The following is a 19,076-nucleotide window of genomic DNA, read 5'->3' as shown; positions in this document are numbered from 1 at the left end:
GGGCCCGGCAACGCTACCGGGCCACGCGTTTCACTCTGCCGCCGATTTCACCTCATACATCAGCCCCTTGGCGGTCCCCTCCGGAAAACCCTTCCAGTAGCTGTGGTCCTCCTTCTCGGTCCCATCCTCCTCGACCGACCAGACGCCGTCGTTCGAGTTCTCTACCAGATCGAGATAGGCGGCCTTGGCCCCCTCACCCTTCAAATGACTGTCCATCCACGCGGTCACGAAATGCTGCGCGATATTGTTCATCCGCGCCGTATCCCAGACCGCGTCGGTGTAATGCTCGGAGATGTTGAAGCCCTTGTCTTCGCTGAAGTAATAGGCCTCCTCCGGCGCCGGCATGGGCGCGCCCGCGTTGTGGCCCGCGTTCATGTAGGTCAACAGCGCGCGGTCTACGTTCGAGGTGTTCTCCCAGATCGCCCGGATGCCGTTTTCGTAGAGCGAGGTATCGTCCTGCGAGCCTGCGATAAACAACATCGGGATCTGCACCCCGGCCAGCCCCTCGGCATCCCAGAAGCCGCGGTTCATGCCCCAAGGGCCGAAGGCCACGGCGGTCTTGATGCGCGGATCGGGCAGCGCGTCATGCGTCTCGGAGCCCGCCTGATGAATGCCCAGCGTTCCATGCGGCCCGCCCCATGTATAGCCGACCGACGTTTCCGTCACCCCGCCTCCGGCGGTGATGATCGCGCCGTAGCCGCCCATGGAATAGCCGATCAGACCGGTGTTCTCGGCATCATAGAGCCCCGCGAAGTCACCGCCCTCCGCGGCCTTCTGCGCCATCTGCTCCAGCACGAAAAGCTGGTCCAGCGAGCGGTTCACCAGTGTCGAGCCAAAGGCCGCCTGCGTGCGGTAGGTGCTGTCGGTATGGTCGATCGAGGCCACGACATAGCCCTTGGAGGCGAGGTTCTCTGCCAGATGCGACATGAGGTAACGGTTGCCCGGATAGCCATGGCTGATCAGCACCAGCGGAAAGGTCTCGCCCTCTGCCGGATCGACGTCGCGCATCGCTTGGCCCTGCAACGTGACCTCGGTGGTGCCGTCGCGGAGATAAGCCTTGAAGGCGGTCTCGCCCTCCGCCCCCTCGGCGGCGGGGTAATACATCTCCACCGTCAGCGGCCGGTCATAGCGCGGCACCTCCTCAGGCTTGTCGGCGGCGGGGTCGATGGCGAGGATGTCGATCTGGTCGGGGTTGACCATCTCCAGCGTGCGCACCCCCACGGCATGATCGCCATAGGCCGCAAGTTCGGGCGCGTTCGGCAATTGCCGGTCGATCCGGTTCTCCGCCTGCGCCGCGCCAGCGGTAAGGCCCGCGGCAAGCAGGGCTGTGGTGGTCATATGTCGGTGCATGGTTCGTCCTCCCTTGAATTGGGCCAAGCCTACCCGGGCCACGGGAACAGGCAAGCGCCCTTCGGGTAACGTTACGGAAGTTTCACATCTATCCCCGCGCGGCGCGCGCCACTTCGGCCTCGTTCAGCCCGTATTTCCCGGCGAATTTCGCTCGGGCGGCCAGCAGTCTTGGATCGTCGGGCTGCATCCCCAAGGTGCGGATAAAAGCCACCCGCTGCTGCTGTTTCAAAGCCTCGGTGTCGATATCAGTGCCCATGGCCCGGTCGATGATCTCCCCGCCCGGGCTGACGTGAAACCACTTGTTGAAGTCGCGAAAGTGATGCTGGTTGTGTAGCCGCGTGACATGCCGCTCCACCGCCGTTTTCGGCACCGTAAGATGCGCCGTCATGTGAAACCACTCGTAGCCCAGAAAGGTCAGTACCCCGCCCAAGGGCACGATCGCCGTGGCGATCCAGACTGCCGCCTCGGCCCCCAAAAGCGCCGCGATGCCCCAGACCAGAAGGAAGTTTCCCACTAGCATCGGCAGCGCGACCCAGACCGGCACGAAGAAGAGCCCGTGATTGGTCGGGAAATCATGGTGCCCGTAATGCGCGCGGTAAAGCAGATCAAAGGCCCATTGCCGTTTGGGCGGGGCGAGGTGGAAGACATGCCGGTGCAGGGTGTACTCATTAAGCATCTGCGCCGCGACCCCCAGCGGCACCAGCGCCCAGCACCACAGCGGCGCGCCCCAGAGCATGGCAGCAAAGGCCACCAAGGCCGCCAGCGCCATAAGCGACACGCCCGCATGGCCGAACATGATCTTGACCCGTGACATCCGCCTGACCTCCCCATCCTGCGCATCCGGTAGGCAAAACTGTAACAAATCCCCCGCCTCCCTGTCGCGCATGACGTTAGGTGCCCTTGGCCGCTTGACCTCCCCCCTCATTCCGGCCCACATCCGCGCATGAGCAAAGCGACCCTGACCATCGACCTACAAGCCATCGCCGACAACTGGCGCGCCCTCGACCGTATGACAAAGGCCGAGACCGCAGCCGTGGTCAAAGCCGACAGCTATGGGCTGGGCGCTGCCCGTGTGGCCAAGACATTGGCCGAGGCCGGGGCGCGGCAGTTCTTCGTGGCCCTGACCGAAGAGGGGGTGGCCCTGCGCCAAGCTTTGGGCGAAGGCCCGGTGATCAATGTCTTTTCCGGTCATATGCCGGGCGATGCAGAGGCGATTGCCGGTGCCGCGCTGACGCCGATGATCAACTCGACAGAGCAGCTGCTGCGCCAGTTTGAGACCCTGCCCGGCCATGGTTTCGGCATCCAACTCGACAGCGGGATGAACCGGCTGGGGATGGAGCCTGCGGAATGGGCGGCCCTGCGCGACATCGCGCTGAGCCAGAACCCCACGCTGATCATGTCGCATCTGGCCTGCTCGGACGCGCCGGATCACGAGATGAACGACGCGCAACTGCACAGTTTCCGCGACATGACCCAAGGGGTCGAGGTGCCGCGCTCGCTCTCCGCCACGGGGGGCATTTTGTTGGGGCCGGAGTATCATTTCGACGTCACCCGCCCCGGCATCGGTCTTTACGGCGGGCGCCCATTCACAAAGGCGCGGCCCGTGGTCACCCTCGACGTGCCAGTGATCCAGACCCGCAGCGTCACCCCCGGGGAGACTGTGGGCTATGGCAACACATGGACGGCGGAGAGCACCGTGACGCTCGCCACCGTGGCCGCGGGCTACGCCGACGGCCTTCTGCGCGCGATGGGCAATGCGACCGGCACAGCCTGCTTCCAGCATGAGGGTGTTACCCTGCCCATCCTCGGGCGCGTCTCAATGGACCTGATCACAGTGGATGTCTCTGCATTGGAAGAGGTGCCCGCGACCCTGCAACTGCTGGGGCAAAGCCAAGGCGTTGATGATTTAGCGGATTGGGCGGGCACGATCGGCTATGAGGTGCTCACCTCCTTGGGCGCAAGATACGCGCGAAACTACGCCGGTTAAGTCGGCGATTTTCCCCGCGTCGCAGCATGCCGCCGCGAAAGACGCTGCGCGAATCACTGCCACTCCCCCAGGGTACGCCTCGTCCCTGCCCTGCGCTGCCAATCACGAATAGCGCTGCGCAGGCGCAAATAACTTCCGAAAAACCTGCGGTTGTGCCATAATCTCGGCAAAACTACGTTAAATCCTCAGCATAATCCCGCAGGGAATGGGAACAAAGAAGGATAAGGAGGCGTTGGTCGGCAGAAACTTGCTTAGTAGCTCTTCCAGGGGGGAGAAAGTATGTCCCAGCTTCGTTCCTTTGCCTACCTCATTCAATTCGCCTTTCAGCGGCTCGCCGTTGTGGTTTTTGCCCTCGCCGCACTTGCCCTTACGGGGGCCAGCATCATGGCGGCCCTTAGCCTTTGGAATTGGATCAGCCTTGATCTGCAATACGGCGGTGAGCCTGTCGAAAACGCCGGGATGTACGCCCAACTGGCGCTGACCGTCCTTGCTGTGGGCCTGTGCTTTTTCCTGCCCACCAACCGCCGTGTCATGCAGCTTGAGACCTCGCACCGTCAGTTCAATGTCGGCATGCAGGACGTGGCCCGCGCCTATGCCGCCGTGCACGCCGCCGACCGGGCCGAAACCTTTCAGATGAGCTCGGAATTCGATTCGGTGCGCGAGCGTCTAGCCTATCTGCGCGATCATCCCGACCTCGCCACGCTGGAGCCTGCCGTGCTGGAAATGGCCGCTCAGATGAGCCACGTGGCCCGCGATCTGGCCGAAGTCTATTCGGATGAGAAACTGGCCCGTGCCCGCAGCTTCCTCAAGCAGCGTCAGGAAGAGGTCGAACTCTTCAACAGCCGCCTCGATCAGGCAAAGGCGATTTCGACCGAGATGAAACATTGGTTGCACGAAGTCGAACTCGAAGAAAGCGTCGCCGTAGCCCAGCTTGAGCGTCTGCGTGAAGAGATGCGTGAGATCATGCCAGAGCTCGGCCTTGAACGTGTGGTCCAGACCGAAACACCCGAGCGCAAGCCTGAGACGACATCGCTCGACAATATCGTGATCGACCTGCCACCCAAAGCCGCTGAGTAATGCCAGCGGCGGCATCCGGCCCATTGGGTTCCCCCCCGGGATCATCGCCCAAGGGCCGGATGCTTTTCCTTTGACGCCATCGGGCAGCTGCGCGAAAAGGGCCCATGGCCAAATCCTCCTCCAGTTTTTCCTGCGCCGAATGCGGCGCGAAACATTCCAAATGGTCCGGGCGCTGTGACGCCTGCGGCGCTTGGAACTCCATCGTCGAAGACAAAGGCATCTCCGCAGGCCCGCCCAGCAAATCCTTGGGAGCAAGGCGCGGCTCTGCCATTGAGCTCACCGATCTTGCCACACAAGAAACCCCGCCCCCGCGTGCACAGTCGGGCATTGCGGAGTTGGACCGCGTGTTGGGCGGCGGGCTGGTGCCCGCCTCGGCGATCCTTGTGGGCGGCGATCCCGGCATCGGGAAATCGACCCTTCTGCTGCAAGCCGCCGCGCATTTCGCCAACTCCGGCCTCAAGACGATCTATGTCAGCGGCGAAGAAGCCAGCGCGCAGGTCCGCATGCGCGCGCAACGTCTGGGGCTTTCCGAAGCGCCGGTGAAACTGGCCGCGGAAACCAACCTGCGCGACATCCTAACCACGCTCGAGGCCGAGCGCCCGCAACTTGCCATCATCGACTCGATCCAAACCATGTGGGCCGACAACGTTGAAAGCGCGCCCGGATCGGTCAGTCAGGTCCGCGCCGCGGCGCATGAGTTGACCAGCTTCGCCAAACGCCGCGGGGTCGCGGTGATCCTCGTGGGCCATGTCACCAAGGAAGGCCAGATCGCTGGTCCCCGCGTGGTGGAGCATATGGTCGACACCGTGCTCTATTTCGAAGGCGAGCGTGGCCACCAGTTCCGTATCCTGCGCGCGGTGAAAAACCGCTTCGGCCCGGCGGATGAGATCGGCGTTTTCGAAATGACGGGCGGCGGTCTGTCAGAAGTGATCAACCCCTCGGCGCTGTTCTTGTCGGAACGCGGGCAACCCTCCCCCGGTTCGGTCGTCTTTGCAGGCATCGAAGGCACCCGGCCTGTCTTAGTCGAACTTCAGGCGCTTGTGGCCCCCTCGCCCCATTCCCAAGCGCGCCGCACGGTGGTCGGATGGGATTCGGGCCGTTTGGCGATGATCCTCGCGGTCTTGGAAGCGCGCTGCGGAATTCCTTTCGCGGGGCTGGATGTCTACCTCAATGTGGCGGGCGGGATGAAGATCTCAGAACCCGCCGCCGATCTCGCCGTGGCCGCCGCGATCCTGTCGGCGCGGGAAGACGCGGCCCTGCCCGCCGAAACCGTTGTTTTCGGAGAGATTAGCCTCTCCGGTGCGCTGCGCCCCGCCAGCCAGACGGAAAACAGGTTGAAAGAGGCGCAAAAACTTGGTTTTACGAGCGCTATTGCACCGCGCGGCGGCAAGGCTGTGGGTGTGACCGGAATTGCGCTGAATACGATGAGCGATCTGACCGGATTTGTTGGCGAAATTTTCGGGGCGGGCTGATCCCCCCTTAGACGAGGGCGAGAACGCGCATGGACGGTTTTACCATTATTGACGGGGTGGTCGCGGTTGTCATCGTGCTATCGGCATTGCTGGCCTATGGCCGCGGGCTGGTGCGCGAGTTGATGGCGATTGTAGGCTGGATTGCAGCGGCTGTGCTGGCCTTTCTCTTTGCGCCGCAGGTCGAACCGCTGGTGCGTGAGCTGCCCTATGTGGGCGAATTCTTGGCCGATAGCTGCGAATTGTCGGTGATCGGTGCTTTTGCGCTGGTCTTTGCCGCGGCGCTTATCGTGGTCTCGCTCTTCACGCCGCTGTTCTCCTCGCTCGTGCACCGCTCTATGCTGGGCGGCGTGGACCAAGGGCTTGGCTTCATCTTCGGAGTCGTGCGCGGCGTGCTGCTCGTCGCGATTGCCTTCTTCGTCTACGACACCGTCATCACCGGTGAGCGGACCACCATGGTGGAAAACAGCCGTTCCGCCGCCGTATTCTCGCGCTTCACCGGCCAGATCGAAGAAAAAGACCCGCAAGAGGCGCTCGGCTGGATCACCAACCGCTATGAGGCCCTGGTGGGCAAATGTAGCGCCTAAGGCCTTCATAATCTCTTAACACAATCCTTTTAAACAGGCGGCCAGAGCATACTGGCCGCCTGTTTTGCGTTTGGGCTTGGCAGGTTACGGTGGCCGCCTCCTTGGCGGGCAATGCGGCGCTTTATCCTGCCTCATGCCCCCCGCGGGCGACATGCGGGGTGACAGCCGCTTGCGAAGCCCCTACATAGGCAGCGACCTCACCCGGATTCGGAGTTGCCCCGTTGTCCAAGCACATGCCGCCCGCCCATCCCTTTGACACTTCCTATCTGCGCGACAGCGGAGATGAGGATAAACTGAAGGAGGAATGCGGCGTCTTTGGCGTGGTTGGCGTTGCCGATGCCGCCACTTTCGTGGCCCTTGGCCTGCACGCCCTCCAGCACCGTGGACAAGAGGCTGGCGGCATCGTCAGCTATGATCCCGCCGCCGGTTTCCAATCGGCCCGCCGCTTTGGCTATGTCCGCGACAACTTCACCTCGCAGGATGTGATGCAAACGCTCCCCGGCGAGCTGTCCATTGGTCACGTCCGCTATTCGACCTCTGGCAACAAGGGCCCCACCGCGATCCGCGACGTGCAGCCCTTCTTTGGTGAGTTCGCCATGGGCGGGGCCGCGATTGCCCATAACGGCAATATCACCAATGCCAACGCCCTGCGCCGTGAGTTAATCGAGCGGGGCTCGATCTTCCAATCCTCATCCGACAGTGAGTGTATCATTCACCTGATGGCCCGGTCCTTGCAGCAAAACATCCCCGAGCGGATGGAAGATGCGCTGCGCCGGGTCGAGGGGGCCTTCTCTGTCGTTGCCATGACGCGCACCAAGCTGATCGGCGTGCGCGATCCGCTGGGCGTGCGCCCGCTCGTGCTAGGCCGTGTCGGCGATGGCTGGGCGCTAAGTTCGGAGACCTGCGCGCTCGACATCATCGGCGCGGAATTCGTCCGTGAGATCGCACCCGGCGAGATGGTGGTGATCACCGAGAAAGGGGTTGAAAGCCACTTCCCCTTCCGCCGTGTCGCCTCGCGTTTCTGTATTTTTGAGCATGTCTACTTCAGCCGCCCCGACAGCATTCTCGGCGGTCGTTCGGTCTATGAAACGCGTGAGAATATTGGCCGCGAACTGGCCAAGGAAAGCCCTGTGGAAGCCGATCTCGTCTGCCCCGTGCCCGACAGCGGCACCCCGGCGGCGATTGGCTATAGCCTTGAATCCGGCATCCCCTACGCGATGGGCATCATTCGCAACCAATATATGGGCCGGACCTTCATCGAGCCGACCGAGCAGATCCGCAACATGGGGGTCCGTCTCAAGCTCAACGTCAACCGCGCGCTGATCAAGGGTAAGCGGGTGATCTTGGTCGACGACTCGGTGGTCCGCGGCACAACCTCGCGAAAGATCAAAGAGATGATCCTCGACGCGGGCGCGAAGGAGGTGCACTTCCGCATCGCTTCCCCCCCCACGGCTTGGCCCTGTTTCTACGGCGTCGACACCCCGCAGCGCGAAAAGCTGCTGGCGGCGACCATGTCTGAGGATGAGATGCGCGACCATTTGCAGGTCGACAGTCTCAAGTTCATCTCGCTCGATGGTCTCTACCGCGCGGTGGGCGAAGCCGAAGGCCGCAACGCCGACTGCCCGCAGTATTGTGACGCCTGTTTCTCGGGCGACTACCCGGTGACCCCTGCCGATCAGGTTAAGGAAGGTTTCCAGATGAAGCCCGCCGCCGAGTAACCCGCCAGACGGATCAAACCAAAGCAAAGGCCGCGCCCGGTTCCCCGGACGCGGCCTTTGCTTTTCCGCATTGCGCGGAGCCGCTTAATTCTGCGCCGCAGGCTCCGCCGCGTCATTGGCGCTCTCGGTTGCGTCATCCACGGCATCGCTGATCGCCTCCCCGGCGGCATCCACGCTGCCTGCGATTGCATCAGCGGCGTCTTCGGCGGCGTTGGTCATATTATCGGCCACCTCGGGCGCATTGATCGCCTCAGAAGCTTCGATGGCCACTTCCTGCGGCCCCTTGCCGGTGAAAAGCATATAGCCCGCCAGCGCAATCAGCGCCGCCACGACCAACCAGACCAGATTCTTCATTCCATTCCCCTTAATCTACGCCCCGCGAGGTTAAAGATTTCCCCCGGGGCCGCATAGCCGTGAATTGCGCCACAATCGCCCCAGATCAAGGGTAAATCGCCCCAAACCCCACGCATAGCGTGATTTTGCGACTTGAAGATGGCCCCACGCGGGTTTACCTTGCATTCTCGAATTAGGTAACAATCAAAGGACCATCACCATCGCTCGCAGACCTCATAACGCGCCGCCCCAACGTGACACCGGCCCGCGCGTCAACGACAAGATCCGTGCCCCCGAAATCCGCCTGATCGGTGCCGATGGCGAAAACGTCGGCGTTGTCTCGCCGCAGCGTGCCATGGAAATGGCCGATGACGCCGGCCTCGACCTTGTTGAAATTTCGCCCAATGCCAAGCCGCCCGTGTGCAAGATCATGGATTTCGGCAAGTTCAAATATGAACAGCAAAAGCGCGAGAGCGAAGCCCGCAAGAAACAGAAGATCATCGAGATCAAAGAGGTCAAGTTCCGTCCCAATACGGACAAGAACGACTACGATGTGAAGATGCGCAATGTCTTCAAGTTTCTTGAAGGTGGCGACAAGGTGAAGGTTACTCTCCGGTTCCGTGGCCGTGAGATGGCGCACCAGAACCTCGGTCGTGAGCTTTTGGAGCGCGTCGCTGCCGACACCAAAGAGATCGGCCGGGTGGAGAACTTCCCCAAGATGGAAGGCCGCCAAATGGTCATGGTGATCGGGCCCCTGCCCAACAAGTGATCAGGCTCAATCGGGTCCGCATGACGGGTCCGACTGGCACCTTCACCATCCAATAACGCAAAACGCCCCCGGATCGCTCCGGGGGCGTTTTCTGTTTTGGGTGTTAGTCTGCTTAGCGCAGCAGACCTGTAATGTTCCGTACCACGGCACGACGGTTCGCGGGTTCCGCCGACGTGGTCGGCACGCGCAGCTGGCTCTCGCCATAGCCTTGCGTGATCAGATTGGCGGGCGGCACATCGAAGTACTCGGTCAGCGCCAAAGCCACGGTCTCTGCACGGCGGTCCGACAGGGCGAGGTTATAGCTCGCATCGCCAACCGCATCGGTGTGACCTTCGACGAGGATCACGGTGCGCGGGTCCTTCTGGATCAGGTCACGCAGTGTGGTGCCGATATTAGCAAGCGCGCGGGCCTGTTCAGGCTGGATCGCGGCGGAGCCGGTGGGGAAGCGCACGGCATCAAGTTCCAGTTCGGGCGCGAGGGAGCGTACCTCACGGATTTCACGCACCTGACGCAGGGAGAATGTCCGCCCCTGATCGTTGCGCATCTCAGCTTGCAGGGCCTGACGCAGCGCGGCTTCGTCTTGGGTGCTGGCGCGCTGTGCCTGCTGAGTTTGCTGGACCTGCGGCAGATCGTTCACGACAACTTCGCGCTCTTCCACGAGGTCATCGACCAGCACATATTCACGGCCCTGCGCGTCAAAATTCGTCCGGCGCAGCACGGTGCCATCGCGCGAGCGGATGGTCTCGACCCGGCTGCCGTCGCTCTTGGTCACGATGGTCCGGGTGGAGCCGTCGTCGAAGGTCTGGGTCTGCACCTCGTCACCGGGGCGGCGGAGTAGAGCGTTGTCATCCTTCAGGACGCGCAACTCGCCCGTGTCGTCTTGCACGACCACACGGTCACCGGAGCGGCTGACGATTTTCTCACCATTGTTCAGAACCGAGCCGACAGCCACGGCCCCAAGGCCGAGCAGCAGCGCTTTTTCGAAGTCCGACATCCCGCTGTCGTCGTCCTCAGCGGCGGCGGCATTGGCGTCACCTGCGGCAGTCACTTCGGTTTCGAAGTCTTCGTCCGAGCTGCGCACGTCTTCTTCGGTAACTTCTTCGGTCACGACTTCGGCGTCCGCATCGCTTTCGGCAGCAGCGGCGGCGGCAGCTTCACGCTCGGCGCGGCGTTGCTCACGGCGCTCTTCGCGGCGTTCGGCACGGCGGGCTTCGCGGCGCTCTTCACGGGCTTGGATCTGCTCTTCGGTCAGACCGGCGTTGTCTTCCTCGCCGACTGCTTCGCCGCTGGTTTCGGATTCCATTTCGGGATCGGCTTCTTCCAAGGTCTCGACGGCAGTCTCATTGGCTTCCGCGTCAGCCGCAGCTTCGGCGTTGTCCTCGGTCGCTACATTCTCGATAGCCTCAGCATCGGCTTCGGCGGTTGCTTCGGCTTCAGCTTCCACGTCCTGCGCGGTCTCAGCCTCTACCTCGGCGTCTTGTTCGATCTCGGCCTCGGCCTCTTCCTCAACCTCGACTTCGCTTTCCTGCTCGGCTTCAACTTCCGCCTCGGTCTCGATCTCTTCCTCGGCTTCGACCTCGCTCTCAGTCTCGGCGGTCATCTCGGCTTCGGCCTCGGCGGTCTCCGCTTCCGCTTCGCTTGCGGTTTCCTCTGCCGCCTCGGCTGCGGCTTCAGCCTGCGCCTCTGCTGCGTCCGCGGCCTCTTCGGCCTGTTCGGTCACGTCGTTCACGGCAGCCGCAGCAGCGTCACCCGTCGCTTCAACCGCGCCAGTTGCCTGATCCAGCAGCGAACCCGCCTCGGCTTCGGTCTCCGCCTCGGCCTCGACCTCTGCTTCACCTTCCGCTTCGACTTCCGCCTCGGCCTCACCGCTCAGCCCGGCCATAACACGAAGCTCTTCGGCACTCTCTACCGTCTGATCGTCGAATGCGCAGGGGAATTCGGTCGCTTCGCCCACGGGGCCGCATTCATTCAGATTTTGCTCCTGCGCAAAGGCGCCATGCGGGAAAGCCAAGGCAAGGCTCAGACCCAGCGAAGTCGTAGATCTCAGTAGGTTTTTCATTTTCACGTCCTCATCATTACGGGAACGCCGTTCGGGCAGCGCTTGTCACCCAACGCATGATGGGGGCGCTGGTTCCGCTATCCAATATCAAGAGCTTACCCCATGGAAATACCGCGCCCCCTATAAGGACGCGGCAAAGGTTTACGCTGCTGTTATCGGCTATCAGGCGATGGCGGCCACAGCGCGGCGGGTCATCACGCCGCACAGATGGGCGCGGTAGGCGCCGCTGCCGTGCAGATCGCTGATCATGTCACCCGCGTCGAGTGTCAGCCCCTCCAAGGCTTCCGGCGCGAACCGTTCCGACAGGGCAGTTTCGGCTTCACTCCAGCGGAAGACACCGTCGTTCGACGCACCCGTGATCGCCACGCGCACCCCAACGCCGAGGCGCGCGACATAGGCCGCGACCAGCGGGAAGCGCGAGGCGGGCTGGATAAATTTCTCGTAATGCGCGACCTCAGGGATGGGGAAACGGACGCCGGTGACGATCTCCCCTTCCTCCAACGCGGTGGTGAACATGCCTTGGAAATAGTCATCCGCGGCAATCTCGCGGCGGTCGGTCTCAATCGTCGCGCCACTGGCCAGAGCGCCCGCCGGGTAGCAGGCAGAGGGGTCGTTATTGGCGAGCGATCCGCCGATGGTCCCCCGGTTGCGCACCGCCGGGTCGCCGATCCGTGCGGCGAGGCTGGCGAGCGCCGGGTAGCTCTCCGCCGCCTCGCGCATGACCGTGGCATGGGTCGTGCCGCCACCGATCCAAAGCGCGCCATCGCGCATCTCAACCCCTTTGAGCGCATCGATCCCCGCCAGCGACACCAGAACCGAGGGCATCGCCAGCCGCGCCTTCAGCGTGGGGATCAACGTCTGCCCGCCGCTGAGCGGTTGCGCATCCTCCTGCCCCAAGGCCTTGACCGCATCCGCCACGCTGCTGGGGCGCTCTACTTCGAAATCATACATCTTTCATCCTTCCCAGAGGCCGCCCGAGCGTCGCCTCTTTTCTCAAACCAATCTTCAGCAGGCCCTTAGCCATTCATTGCCTCCCAGACCCGCGCGGGGCTGACCGGCATGTCGATATGGCCGATGTCCTTCCCGCCCGAGCGCATGGCGTCAAGCACCGCATTGACCACCGCAGGCGGCGAACCGATGGCCCCGGCCTCTCCGCAGCCTTTTACGCCCAAGGGGTTGTGGGTGCAGGGCGTCTGGCAGGAGTGATCCACGTCATAGAACGGCAAATCGCTGGCGCGCGGCATGGCGTAATCCATGTAAGACGCGCTAAGCAGTTGGCCGTCCTCGTCGTAGGCGCAGTTCTCCAACAGCGCCTGACCGATACCTTGGGCCAAACCGCCATGGACTTGGCCCGTTACGATCATCGGGTTCACCACATTGCCGAAATCATCGGCGGCGGTGAAGCGTTCGACGGTGACATGGCCGGTTTCAGGGTCCAACTCGACCTCGCAGGCATAGGCCCCCGCCGGATAGGTGAAGTTCGACGGATCATAAAAGGCGGTTTCCTCAAGCCCCGGTTCGATCTCTTCCAACGGGTAGTTATGCGGCACATAGGCGGCAAGCGTCACATCGCCCCAAGCCACGGATTTATCCGTCCCCGCAACGCTAAAGGCCCCATCCTTCAAGTCGATATCCCCTTCCGAGGCTTCGAGCAGGTGACTTGCGATCTTCTTGGCCTTGGCGATGATCTTTTCCGTCGCCCGCACCATGGCGCTGCCGCCTACCGCGAGCGAGCGCGAGCCATAGGTGCCCATGCCCATCGGCACCTTAGAGGTGTCGCCATGGACGATCTCGACCATATTCTCGTCGATGCCGATCATACCGGCCACCACCTGCGCGAATGAAGTCTCATGCCCCTGCCCGTGGCTGTGACTGCCGGTCATCACGACCAGCCCGCCGGTGGCGTTGACCCGCACCGTCGCGCTTTCATAGAGCCCCGCCCGCGCGCCGAGTTGGCCCACAAGGTTCGACGGTGCAATGCCGCAGGCCTCGATATAGCAGTTCACGCCGAAGCCGCGCAGCTTGCCCTTCGCCTCACTCTCACGGCGCCGCGCTTCAAAACCCGCGTGGTCCGCGATCTCTTCGAGCTTGTCCATCGTGGCGTTGTAATCGCCCGTGTCATATTCCACCGCCACCGGGGTGGCATAGGGAAACTCCGTCACGAAGTTTTGGCGGCGCAGTTTGATTGGATCGACCTGCAATTCATGCGCGGCCTTGTCGATCAAACGCTCCAACTGATAGGTCGCCTCGGGCCGACCGGCCCCGCGATAGGCATCTACTGGCACGGTATTGGTAAAGACCGCCTTAACGTTCACATAGATCAGCGGCGTTTTATAGTTCCCCGCCATGAGCGTGCCGTGCAGCCACGTCGGCACCGAAGGCGCGAAGGTCGAAAGATAGGCCCCCATGTTCGCATAGGTATCGGTGCGCAGGGCGGTGAAGTTATTGTCGGCATCCAGCGCCAGTTCGATCTTGGTCACATGGTCGCGGCCATGGGCGTCGGACATGAAGGCTTCCGAGCGGCTCGACGTCCATTTCACCGGACGCCCCACCGCCTTGGCGGCGAAGGTGCAGAAGGCCTCTTCCTGATAGTGAAAGATCTTGGTGCCGAAGCCACCGCCCACGTCCGGAGCTACCACACGCAGCTTGTGCTCGGGGATGCCCAGCACGAAGGCGCCCATCAGCAGGCGGATCACATGCGGGTTCTGGCTGGTGGTATAGAGCGTGTGCTCCCCGTCCGACCGGTTGTAATCGCCGATTGCCACACGCGGCTCCATCGGGTTGGCGACGAGGCGGTTGTTGACCAGTTCCAACGTGGTGACATGGGCGGCCTCGTCAAAGGCTTTGTTCACCGCCTCCTTGTTCTCTTCCACGAAACCCCAGTCGTAGCACAGATTGCTAGTCAGGTCGTCATGCACCTTGGGCGCATCGTCTTTCACCGCGTCTTTCATGTTCACCACGGCGGGCAACTCGTCGATATCGACGACAACCGCCTCGGCGGCGTCACGGGCCTGCGCTAACGTCTCGGCTACGACGGCGGCAATGGGCTCGCCCACGTGCCGGACCTTTTCATGGGCCAGTACGGGGTGTTTCGGCTCCTGCATGGGTTGGCCGTGTTTGTCGGTCACCTGCCAGCCGCAGGGCATCCCGCCCACTTCGGCGAAATCCGCGCCGGTGAAAATCTTCAGCACGCCGGGCATGTCTTCGGCGGCAGAGGTATCGACCCCGGTCAGCCGCCCATGGGCCACATCCGAGCGCAGGAAAAATACATGGGTCTGGCGGCGCAGGTTGATGTCATCGGTGTAGCGCCCCGACCCGGTGAGAAAGCGCACATCCTCCCGCCGTTTGCTGCTGGCCCCAATACCGCTCGTCGGTTCAAAATCCTTTGGCATAATATCCTCCCGTTTGGTGGCGGTGCGATGCACCTGATCCGTCACGCGGCCTCCGGTTCTGGCGGTCCTCCCTCCGCCATCACCGGCCTGCCCGGCGTGACGCCGTTACTCTGCCGCCAGCGCGCTGACCTCTTGGCCGCTGGCCGCCATGATCGCTTTGACGATATTGTGGTAGCCGGTGCAGCGGCAGATGTTGCCGTCAAGGTAATGGCGCACCTCGGCCTCCGAAGGTTTCGGGTTTTCCTTTAGCAGCGCCGCCGCCGACATCACCATGCCCGGCGTGCAAAAGCCGCATTGCAACCCGTGGTGATCCTGAAACGCCTGTTGGATGGTGCTGAGCGTGCCATCGGGGGCCGCCTGCCCTTCAATGGTCTCGACCTCGGCGCCATCGGCCTCGACCGCGAACATGGTGCAGGCCTTAACAGCATTGCCGTTCACATGCACCACGCAGGCGCCGCATTGGCTGGTATCGCAGCCCACATGGGTGCCGGTCAGTTCCAGATCATCGCGCAGGAAATGCACCAGCAGCGTGCGGCCCTCGACCTCTCCCGACGCGGGTTTGCCGTTCACGGTCATCTTGACCTGTGTCATGTTCTTCCTCCCAGTCTGACGCTTGTTGAGATCAGTTAAGCACGACAAGCCCTAGTTGAGAACATATATTTTCCTAAGGTTTTGCCTCAGCCGTTGCCCGCGCTTTTGCCGGGGTTGCGCGGCTGCGGGCGCGTGGGGATCTCTTTCAGCAAGCCGCCCACCCCCATCGCCGCGATATCCGCGCTGGTGACGGGAACGCCGCAAACCAGCCGCGACAGCACCCAATCGGCTCCGTTGAGCGCGGGCGAACGGGCGCAGCCCGGCAGGCCGATCACGGCGTGAGTGCCAAGTTGGCCGAGAAAGAGCAGATTGCCCGGATCGACCGGCATGCCAAAGCGCGTCACCTCGCCCCCCGCCGCGCGCAGGGCGGAGGGGGCGACGTCATTGATGTCCGACGTGGCGGAGGCAGTGAGGATCAGGACCAGATCGGTCTCTGCCGCCGCAATCGCCTCGGCCAGCGGGGCGCTACGGTGGGGAACGGTTACGACATCGCGAAGGGTCACGTTGAGCGCCGTCAGCCGCCCCTCCACCGCGGCGCGGCCCTTGCCCCCGGCCCCGCCGGGCACGTCGGTAATGATCAGCGTGGCGTCGCGCAGCACAGGCGGCGCGAGGCGCAAGGCGCCCTCTCCCGCCGCCGCACAGGCGGCCTCGACTGTGCTTTCAGGCAGGGCGTAGGAGATGATCTTGATCGTCGCCACCATGCCGTTTTCGCCCATCTGCTGATAGGGTGGCACGGTGGCCAGCGTGATCATCGGGTCCACCGCATTGACCGCCTCAAGTGCCGCGCGGTCCATCACCACCACCCCCGGCCCATCGGCCAGCAGGTTCACCCGCCCGGTAAAGGGTTTTGACATCCGCAGGCCCGAACCGCAGAGGCTTTCGGCCAATCGCGCGGCACCTGCGTTCTCATCAATATCACCGGGGTCGAGCCGGGCGACGATCACCTCTTCGATGCCCGCGCCTTCCAGTGCTGCGATATCCTCTTGGGTCAGCACGCGGCCCTTGCGCAGCCGCCCCTTTTCAACCGCAACGGAATGGGCCAGCGTCGCGCCCAAAGCCGCGCTCAAAGGGACCGGGCCAAACCTCATGGCCGGCGCAGGCTTTGGATCATTTCGGCAAGGATCGACACGGCGATCTCAGCCGGGCTGGCCGCACCGATATCGAGACCGACCGGCCCGTGGATACGCTCCACCTGCTCTGCAGCCACACCCGCTTCCGCCAGCCGGTCGAGCCTACTGGCCTGCGTCCGGGTCGAGCCGAGCGCGCCGATATAGAAAGCTTCGGATCCGAGCGCCACATGCAGCGCCGGATCGTCGAGTTTCGGGTCATGGGTCAGCAAGACCACAGCAGTACGCGCATCAACCCCGATCTCGCGCAGGGCGACGTCGGGCCAATCGTTCACCACTTGGCAATCGGGGAAGCGGGCGGGTGAGCCGAAAGCCTCCCGCGGGTCGACGACGATCGGGTCGAACCCCGCCTCTGTCGCCATGCGCACCAGATGCTGCGCGATATGCACGGCACCCACGATCACCAGCCGCAGCGGCGGATTGTGGATGGCAATGAACCGCCCCGTTTCATCCTCGACGCCAGAGCGGTCGCGGCGAAAGCGGTCCTCATGCCCCGCCCCTGTCAGCCGACGGTCGCTGCCGTCCAACGCCACCTCATAGGCCGCCGGCTTACGGGCCGCGCGCCGTGCCACCAATTCGCGCAGCATCTCGAGGCTCAGCGCCTCCGACCCCACCGGCTCCACCAGCACCTTGATCGTGCCGCCGCAGGCCAGCCCCACGGCAAAGGCATCACCATCGCTGACGCCATATTCCAACAGCCGCGTGCGCCCGTCCTCCAGCGCTTCCAGCGCCTCGACCACCACGGCCCCTTCGACGCAGCCGCCCGAGACGGAGCCCATCATCGTGCCGTCGCCCGCCACCGCCAGTTGCGCGCCTGCGCGGCGGGGGGCGGAGCCCCATGTTTCCACCACCGTGGCAAGGGCCACAGGCTGTCCGGCCTCGGCCCAGTGGAGCGCTTGTTCGGGGATCCGGTCCATCGGTTGTCCTTTCAACGTGAGGGCGCAAAGTGTGTCGCAATAGGGGCAAAGGTCAATGGCGGATCCGGCCTTCGGCTTCGCCTTGCACGCCGTGGCCAGCGGCACTACATCTAGCCCAAACACTCACAACAGCCGGAGCCACCCCATGCCCATGCAAGCCAGCGAAATCGAAGACCTGATCCGCGCGTCCTTTCCGGATGCCAAGATCACCGTCGAAGGCAATGATGGCGTGCATATGGCGGCCATGGTCGTGGACGAGAGCTTTCGCGGCATGAACCGGGTCCAACAGCAGCGCGCCGTCTATGCGGCCCTCAAGGGCAAGATGGACGGGTCAAACGGCGAATTGCACGCGCTGGCGCTGACCACCCGGACCCCGGACTAACCATGTGGGGCTGGGTCGCTGCGGCTGTCGTGGGCGGGATCGCCGCCACCGCCTATGCCCAGCACCGCGCCCGGCGCGGCCAGCATGTGCCGCTGTCGCAGCGCCAGCCACCCCGGCCTGAGACCGGCAAGGTGCCGCTGGGGATGGAGGCGCTGGATTTGGATGCCGTGGCCAGCACCGCGCGGCGCAACGAAAGCCTAGAACGCGGGCATACGAATTGGACCAAGAAACGGGGCGGCTTTTTCCTCGGCGGGGCCGAAGTTGAGGTCAAACCCTGGGCCGACGATGAAACCTATGCGCGGCGCTATCATGCCGCGTTCAAGAAATCAGATGTGAAGGACAAATGACATGAGCGATGCCGCAAGCCAGATCAAGGAACAGATCACCAACAATGACGTGGTGCTGTTCATGAAGGGCACCAAGGAAATGCCGCAGTGCGGTTTCTCCAGCCGCGTGGCCGGGGTGCTGAACTACATGGGCGTGAACTACAGCGACGTGAACGTTCTGGCAGATGAGAACCTGCGCCAAGGGATCAAGGATTTCTCCGACTGGCCAACCATCCCGCAGCTTTACGTCAAAGGCGAATTCGTCGGCGGCTGCGACATCATCACCGAGATGACGCTGTCGGGCGAATTGGACACCCTGTTCGACGAGAACGGCGTCGCCTTCGACAAGGAAGCCGCCGACAAGATCCGCGAAGCCAACGGCTAAGCCGGGCGCCCGCGTCAAACAAAACACCCCGGAGCGGTTTCGCGCTCCGGGGTGTTTTTGTATGTAAGGCCGGGGGCAGCTCAGTCTTCGATGGCCGTGATCATATCGACACGGCGGCCATGCCGCCCGCCTTCGAATTCGGTGTCGAGAAAGGCATCCACGATCTCAAGCGCCAGACCGCCGCCGATCACCCGCGCGCCCATCGACAGCATATTCGCGTCATTATGCGCCCGGATCATCTTGGCCGAGAAGGTATCGCTGCAAACGCCGCAGCGGATGCCTTTGACCTTGTTGGCGGCCATCATGATGCCCTGCCCCGTGCCGCAGATCAAAATGCCCAGATCGAATTCCCCCGCCGCGATGCGCCGTGCGGCGGCTTCGCCATGTTTGGGGTAGTCGGTGCTTTCCGCCGTCGCGGGACCGATGTCTTCAACCGTGAACCCGCGTTCGGCCACATGGCGCGCGATGTCTTGGCGCAGGGCGATGTCGGCGTGGTCACTTGAGATGATGATGCGGGGTTTGGTGGTCATTCTGAGGGCGTCCTGATTTTGCGTCATGGAGTGTCGCGCCGTAGGGGCGCGTTTGTTGGTCGCCCCGTAGGGGCGCG

Annotated in this window: 19 protein-coding genes; 9 read left to right on the top strand and 10 right to left on the bottom strand. The window is 63.1% G+C overall.

Features of this window, described 5'->3' with window-relative positions:
* Positions 1 to 30: 30 nt before the first annotated feature.
* On the bottom strand, positions 31 to 1,338 hold the full coding sequence (locus ACGYLA_RS08465) for an alpha/beta hydrolase family protein (protein WP_394431891.1): 1,308 nt from the start codon (positions 1,336 to 1,338) through the stop codon (positions 31 to 33).
* 100 nt (positions 1,339 to 1,438) lie between these two features.
* Positions 1,439 to 2,164, bottom strand: a complete 726-nt coding sequence (locus ACGYLA_RS08460) for a sterol desaturase family protein (protein ID WP_394431815.1) — start codon at positions 2,162 to 2,164, stop codon at positions 1,439 to 1,441.
* Positions 2,165 to 2,293: 129 nt separating this feature from the next.
* On the opposite strand from ACGYLA_RS08460, the gene alr reads away from it, so the two are divergent.
* The 5 genes from alr (at position 2,294) to purF (ending at position 8,188) form a co-directional block, all read left to right on the top strand.
* Positions 2,294 to 3,337, top strand: coding sequence for an alanine racemase (alr, locus tag ACGYLA_RS08455; protein ID WP_394431813.1), 1,044 nt, complete (start codon positions 2,294 to 2,296; stop codon positions 3,335 to 3,337).
* A 279-nt stretch (positions 3,338 to 3,616) separates the two neighbouring features.
* The gene (locus ACGYLA_RS08450) at positions 3,617 to 4,414 is read left to right on the top strand and encodes a DNA repair protein (protein WP_394431811.1); all 798 of its coding nucleotides are present in this window, start codon (positions 3,617 to 3,619) and stop codon (positions 4,412 to 4,414) included.
* Between the two features lie 104 nt (positions 4,415 to 4,518).
* Positions 4,519 to 5,886: a DNA repair protein RadA gene (gene radA / locus ACGYLA_RS08445; RefSeq protein WP_067268243.1), complete on the top strand. Its 1,368-nt coding sequence runs from the start codon at positions 4,519 to 4,521 to the stop codon at positions 5,884 to 5,886.
* Between the two features lie 29 nt (positions 5,887 to 5,915).
* Positions 5,916 to 6,470, top strand: a complete 555-nt coding sequence (locus tag ACGYLA_RS08440; protein WP_067268241.1) for a CvpA family protein — start codon at positions 5,916 to 5,918, stop codon at positions 6,468 to 6,470.
* Positions 6,471 to 6,703: 233 nt separating this feature from the next.
* Positions 6,704 to 8,188 (top strand): amidophosphoribosyltransferase, encoded by a 1,485-nt coding sequence (gene purF, locus ACGYLA_RS08435; protein WP_394431890.1) that lies wholly within the window; start codon positions 6,704 to 6,706, stop codon positions 8,186 to 8,188.
* An 84-nt stretch (positions 8,189 to 8,272) separates the two neighbouring features.
* Here the strand turns inward: purF and ACGYLA_RS08430 are convergent, their stop codons facing one another.
* Positions 8,273 to 8,542, bottom strand: a complete 270-nt coding sequence (locus ACGYLA_RS08430; protein WP_394431809.1) for a hypothetical protein — start codon at positions 8,540 to 8,542, stop codon at positions 8,273 to 8,275.
* A gap of 199 nt (positions 8,543 to 8,741) precedes the next feature.
* On the opposite strand from ACGYLA_RS08430, the gene infC reads away from it, so the two are divergent.
* Positions 8,742 to 9,290, top strand: coding sequence for a translation initiation factor IF-3 (gene infC / locus ACGYLA_RS08425; protein WP_209217843.1), 549 nt, complete (start codon positions 8,742 to 8,744; stop codon positions 9,288 to 9,290).
* Positions 9,291 to 9,402: 112 nt separating this feature from the next.
* Here the strand turns inward: infC and ACGYLA_RS08420 are convergent, their stop codons facing one another.
* The 6 genes from ACGYLA_RS08420 to ACGYLA_RS08395 form a co-directional block, all read right to left on the bottom strand.
* Positions 9,403 to 11,349, bottom strand: a complete 1,947-nt coding sequence (locus tag ACGYLA_RS08420) for an OmpA family protein (protein ID WP_394431807.1) — start codon at positions 11,347 to 11,349, stop codon at positions 9,403 to 9,405.
* A gap of 162 nt (positions 11,350 to 11,511) precedes the next feature.
* Entirely contained in the window at positions 11,512 to 12,300 is a 789-nt protein-coding gene (locus tag ACGYLA_RS08415) for an FAD binding domain-containing protein (protein ID WP_394431805.1), read from the bottom strand.
* A gap of 65 nt (positions 12,301 to 12,365) precedes the next feature.
* A complete protein-coding gene (locus ACGYLA_RS08410; RefSeq protein ID WP_394431803.1) occupies positions 12,366 to 14,741 on the bottom strand; it encodes a xanthine dehydrogenase family protein molybdopterin-binding subunit in 2,376 nt (791 codons plus the stop codon).
* Between the two features lie 105 nt (positions 14,742 to 14,846).
* Positions 14,847 to 15,332, bottom strand: a complete 486-nt coding sequence (locus ACGYLA_RS08405) for a (2Fe-2S)-binding protein (protein WP_067268228.1) — start codon at positions 15,330 to 15,332, stop codon at positions 14,847 to 14,849.
* A gap of 86 nt (positions 15,333 to 15,418) precedes the next feature.
* Positions 15,419 to 16,420: a molybdopterin-binding protein gene (locus tag ACGYLA_RS08400; RefSeq protein ID WP_394431801.1), complete on the bottom strand. Its 1,002-nt coding sequence runs from the start codon at positions 16,418 to 16,420 to the stop codon at positions 15,419 to 15,421.
* Complete coding sequence (locus tag ACGYLA_RS08395; protein ID WP_394431799.1) at positions 16,417 to 17,376, bottom strand: XdhC family protein; 960 nt, start codon at positions 17,374 to 17,376, stop codon at positions 16,417 to 16,419. Before ACGYLA_RS08395 ends, ACGYLA_RS08400 begins: the two co-directional genes overlap by 4 nt.
* Positions 17,377 to 17,521: 145 nt before the next feature.
* Here ACGYLA_RS08395 and ACGYLA_RS08390 point away from each other — a divergent pair, with 145 nt between their 5' ends.
* From ACGYLA_RS08390 to grxD, 3 genes are read left to right on the top strand one after another with little or no spacing between them, the layout of a single operon-like run.
* Positions 17,522 to 17,758, top strand: a complete 237-nt coding sequence (locus ACGYLA_RS08390) for a BolA family protein (RefSeq protein WP_067268222.1) — start codon at positions 17,522 to 17,524, stop codon at positions 17,756 to 17,758.
* Positions 17,759 to 17,760: 2 nt separating this feature from the next.
* On the top strand, positions 17,761 to 18,105 hold the full coding sequence (locus ACGYLA_RS08385) for a hypothetical protein (protein ID WP_394431797.1): 345 nt from the start codon (positions 17,761 to 17,763) through the stop codon (positions 18,103 to 18,105).
* Between the two features lies 1 nt (position 18,106).
* On the top strand, positions 18,107 to 18,469 hold the full coding sequence (gene grxD / locus ACGYLA_RS08380) for a Grx4 family monothiol glutaredoxin (RefSeq protein WP_394431795.1): 363 nt from the start codon (positions 18,107 to 18,109) through the stop codon (positions 18,467 to 18,469).
* Positions 18,470 to 18,549: 80 nt separating this feature from the next.
* Here the strand turns inward: grxD and rpiB are convergent, their stop codons facing one another.
* Positions 18,550 to 18,999 (bottom strand): ribose 5-phosphate isomerase B, encoded by a 450-nt coding sequence (gene rpiB / locus ACGYLA_RS08375; RefSeq protein WP_394431793.1) that lies wholly within the window; start codon positions 18,997 to 18,999, stop codon positions 18,550 to 18,552.
* Positions 19,000 to 19,076: the final 77 nt, after the last annotated feature.

It is taken from the genome of Sulfitobacter sp. 1A13679 (assembly GCF_043557115.1).
GTDB classification, from domain to species: Bacteria; Pseudomonadota; Alphaproteobacteria; order Rhodobacterales; family Rhodobacteraceae; genus Sulfitobacter; species Sulfitobacter faviae.
The sequence above is the reverse complement of the archived record's forward strand: the minus strand, read 5'-3'. Positions and strand labels throughout refer to the sequence as shown.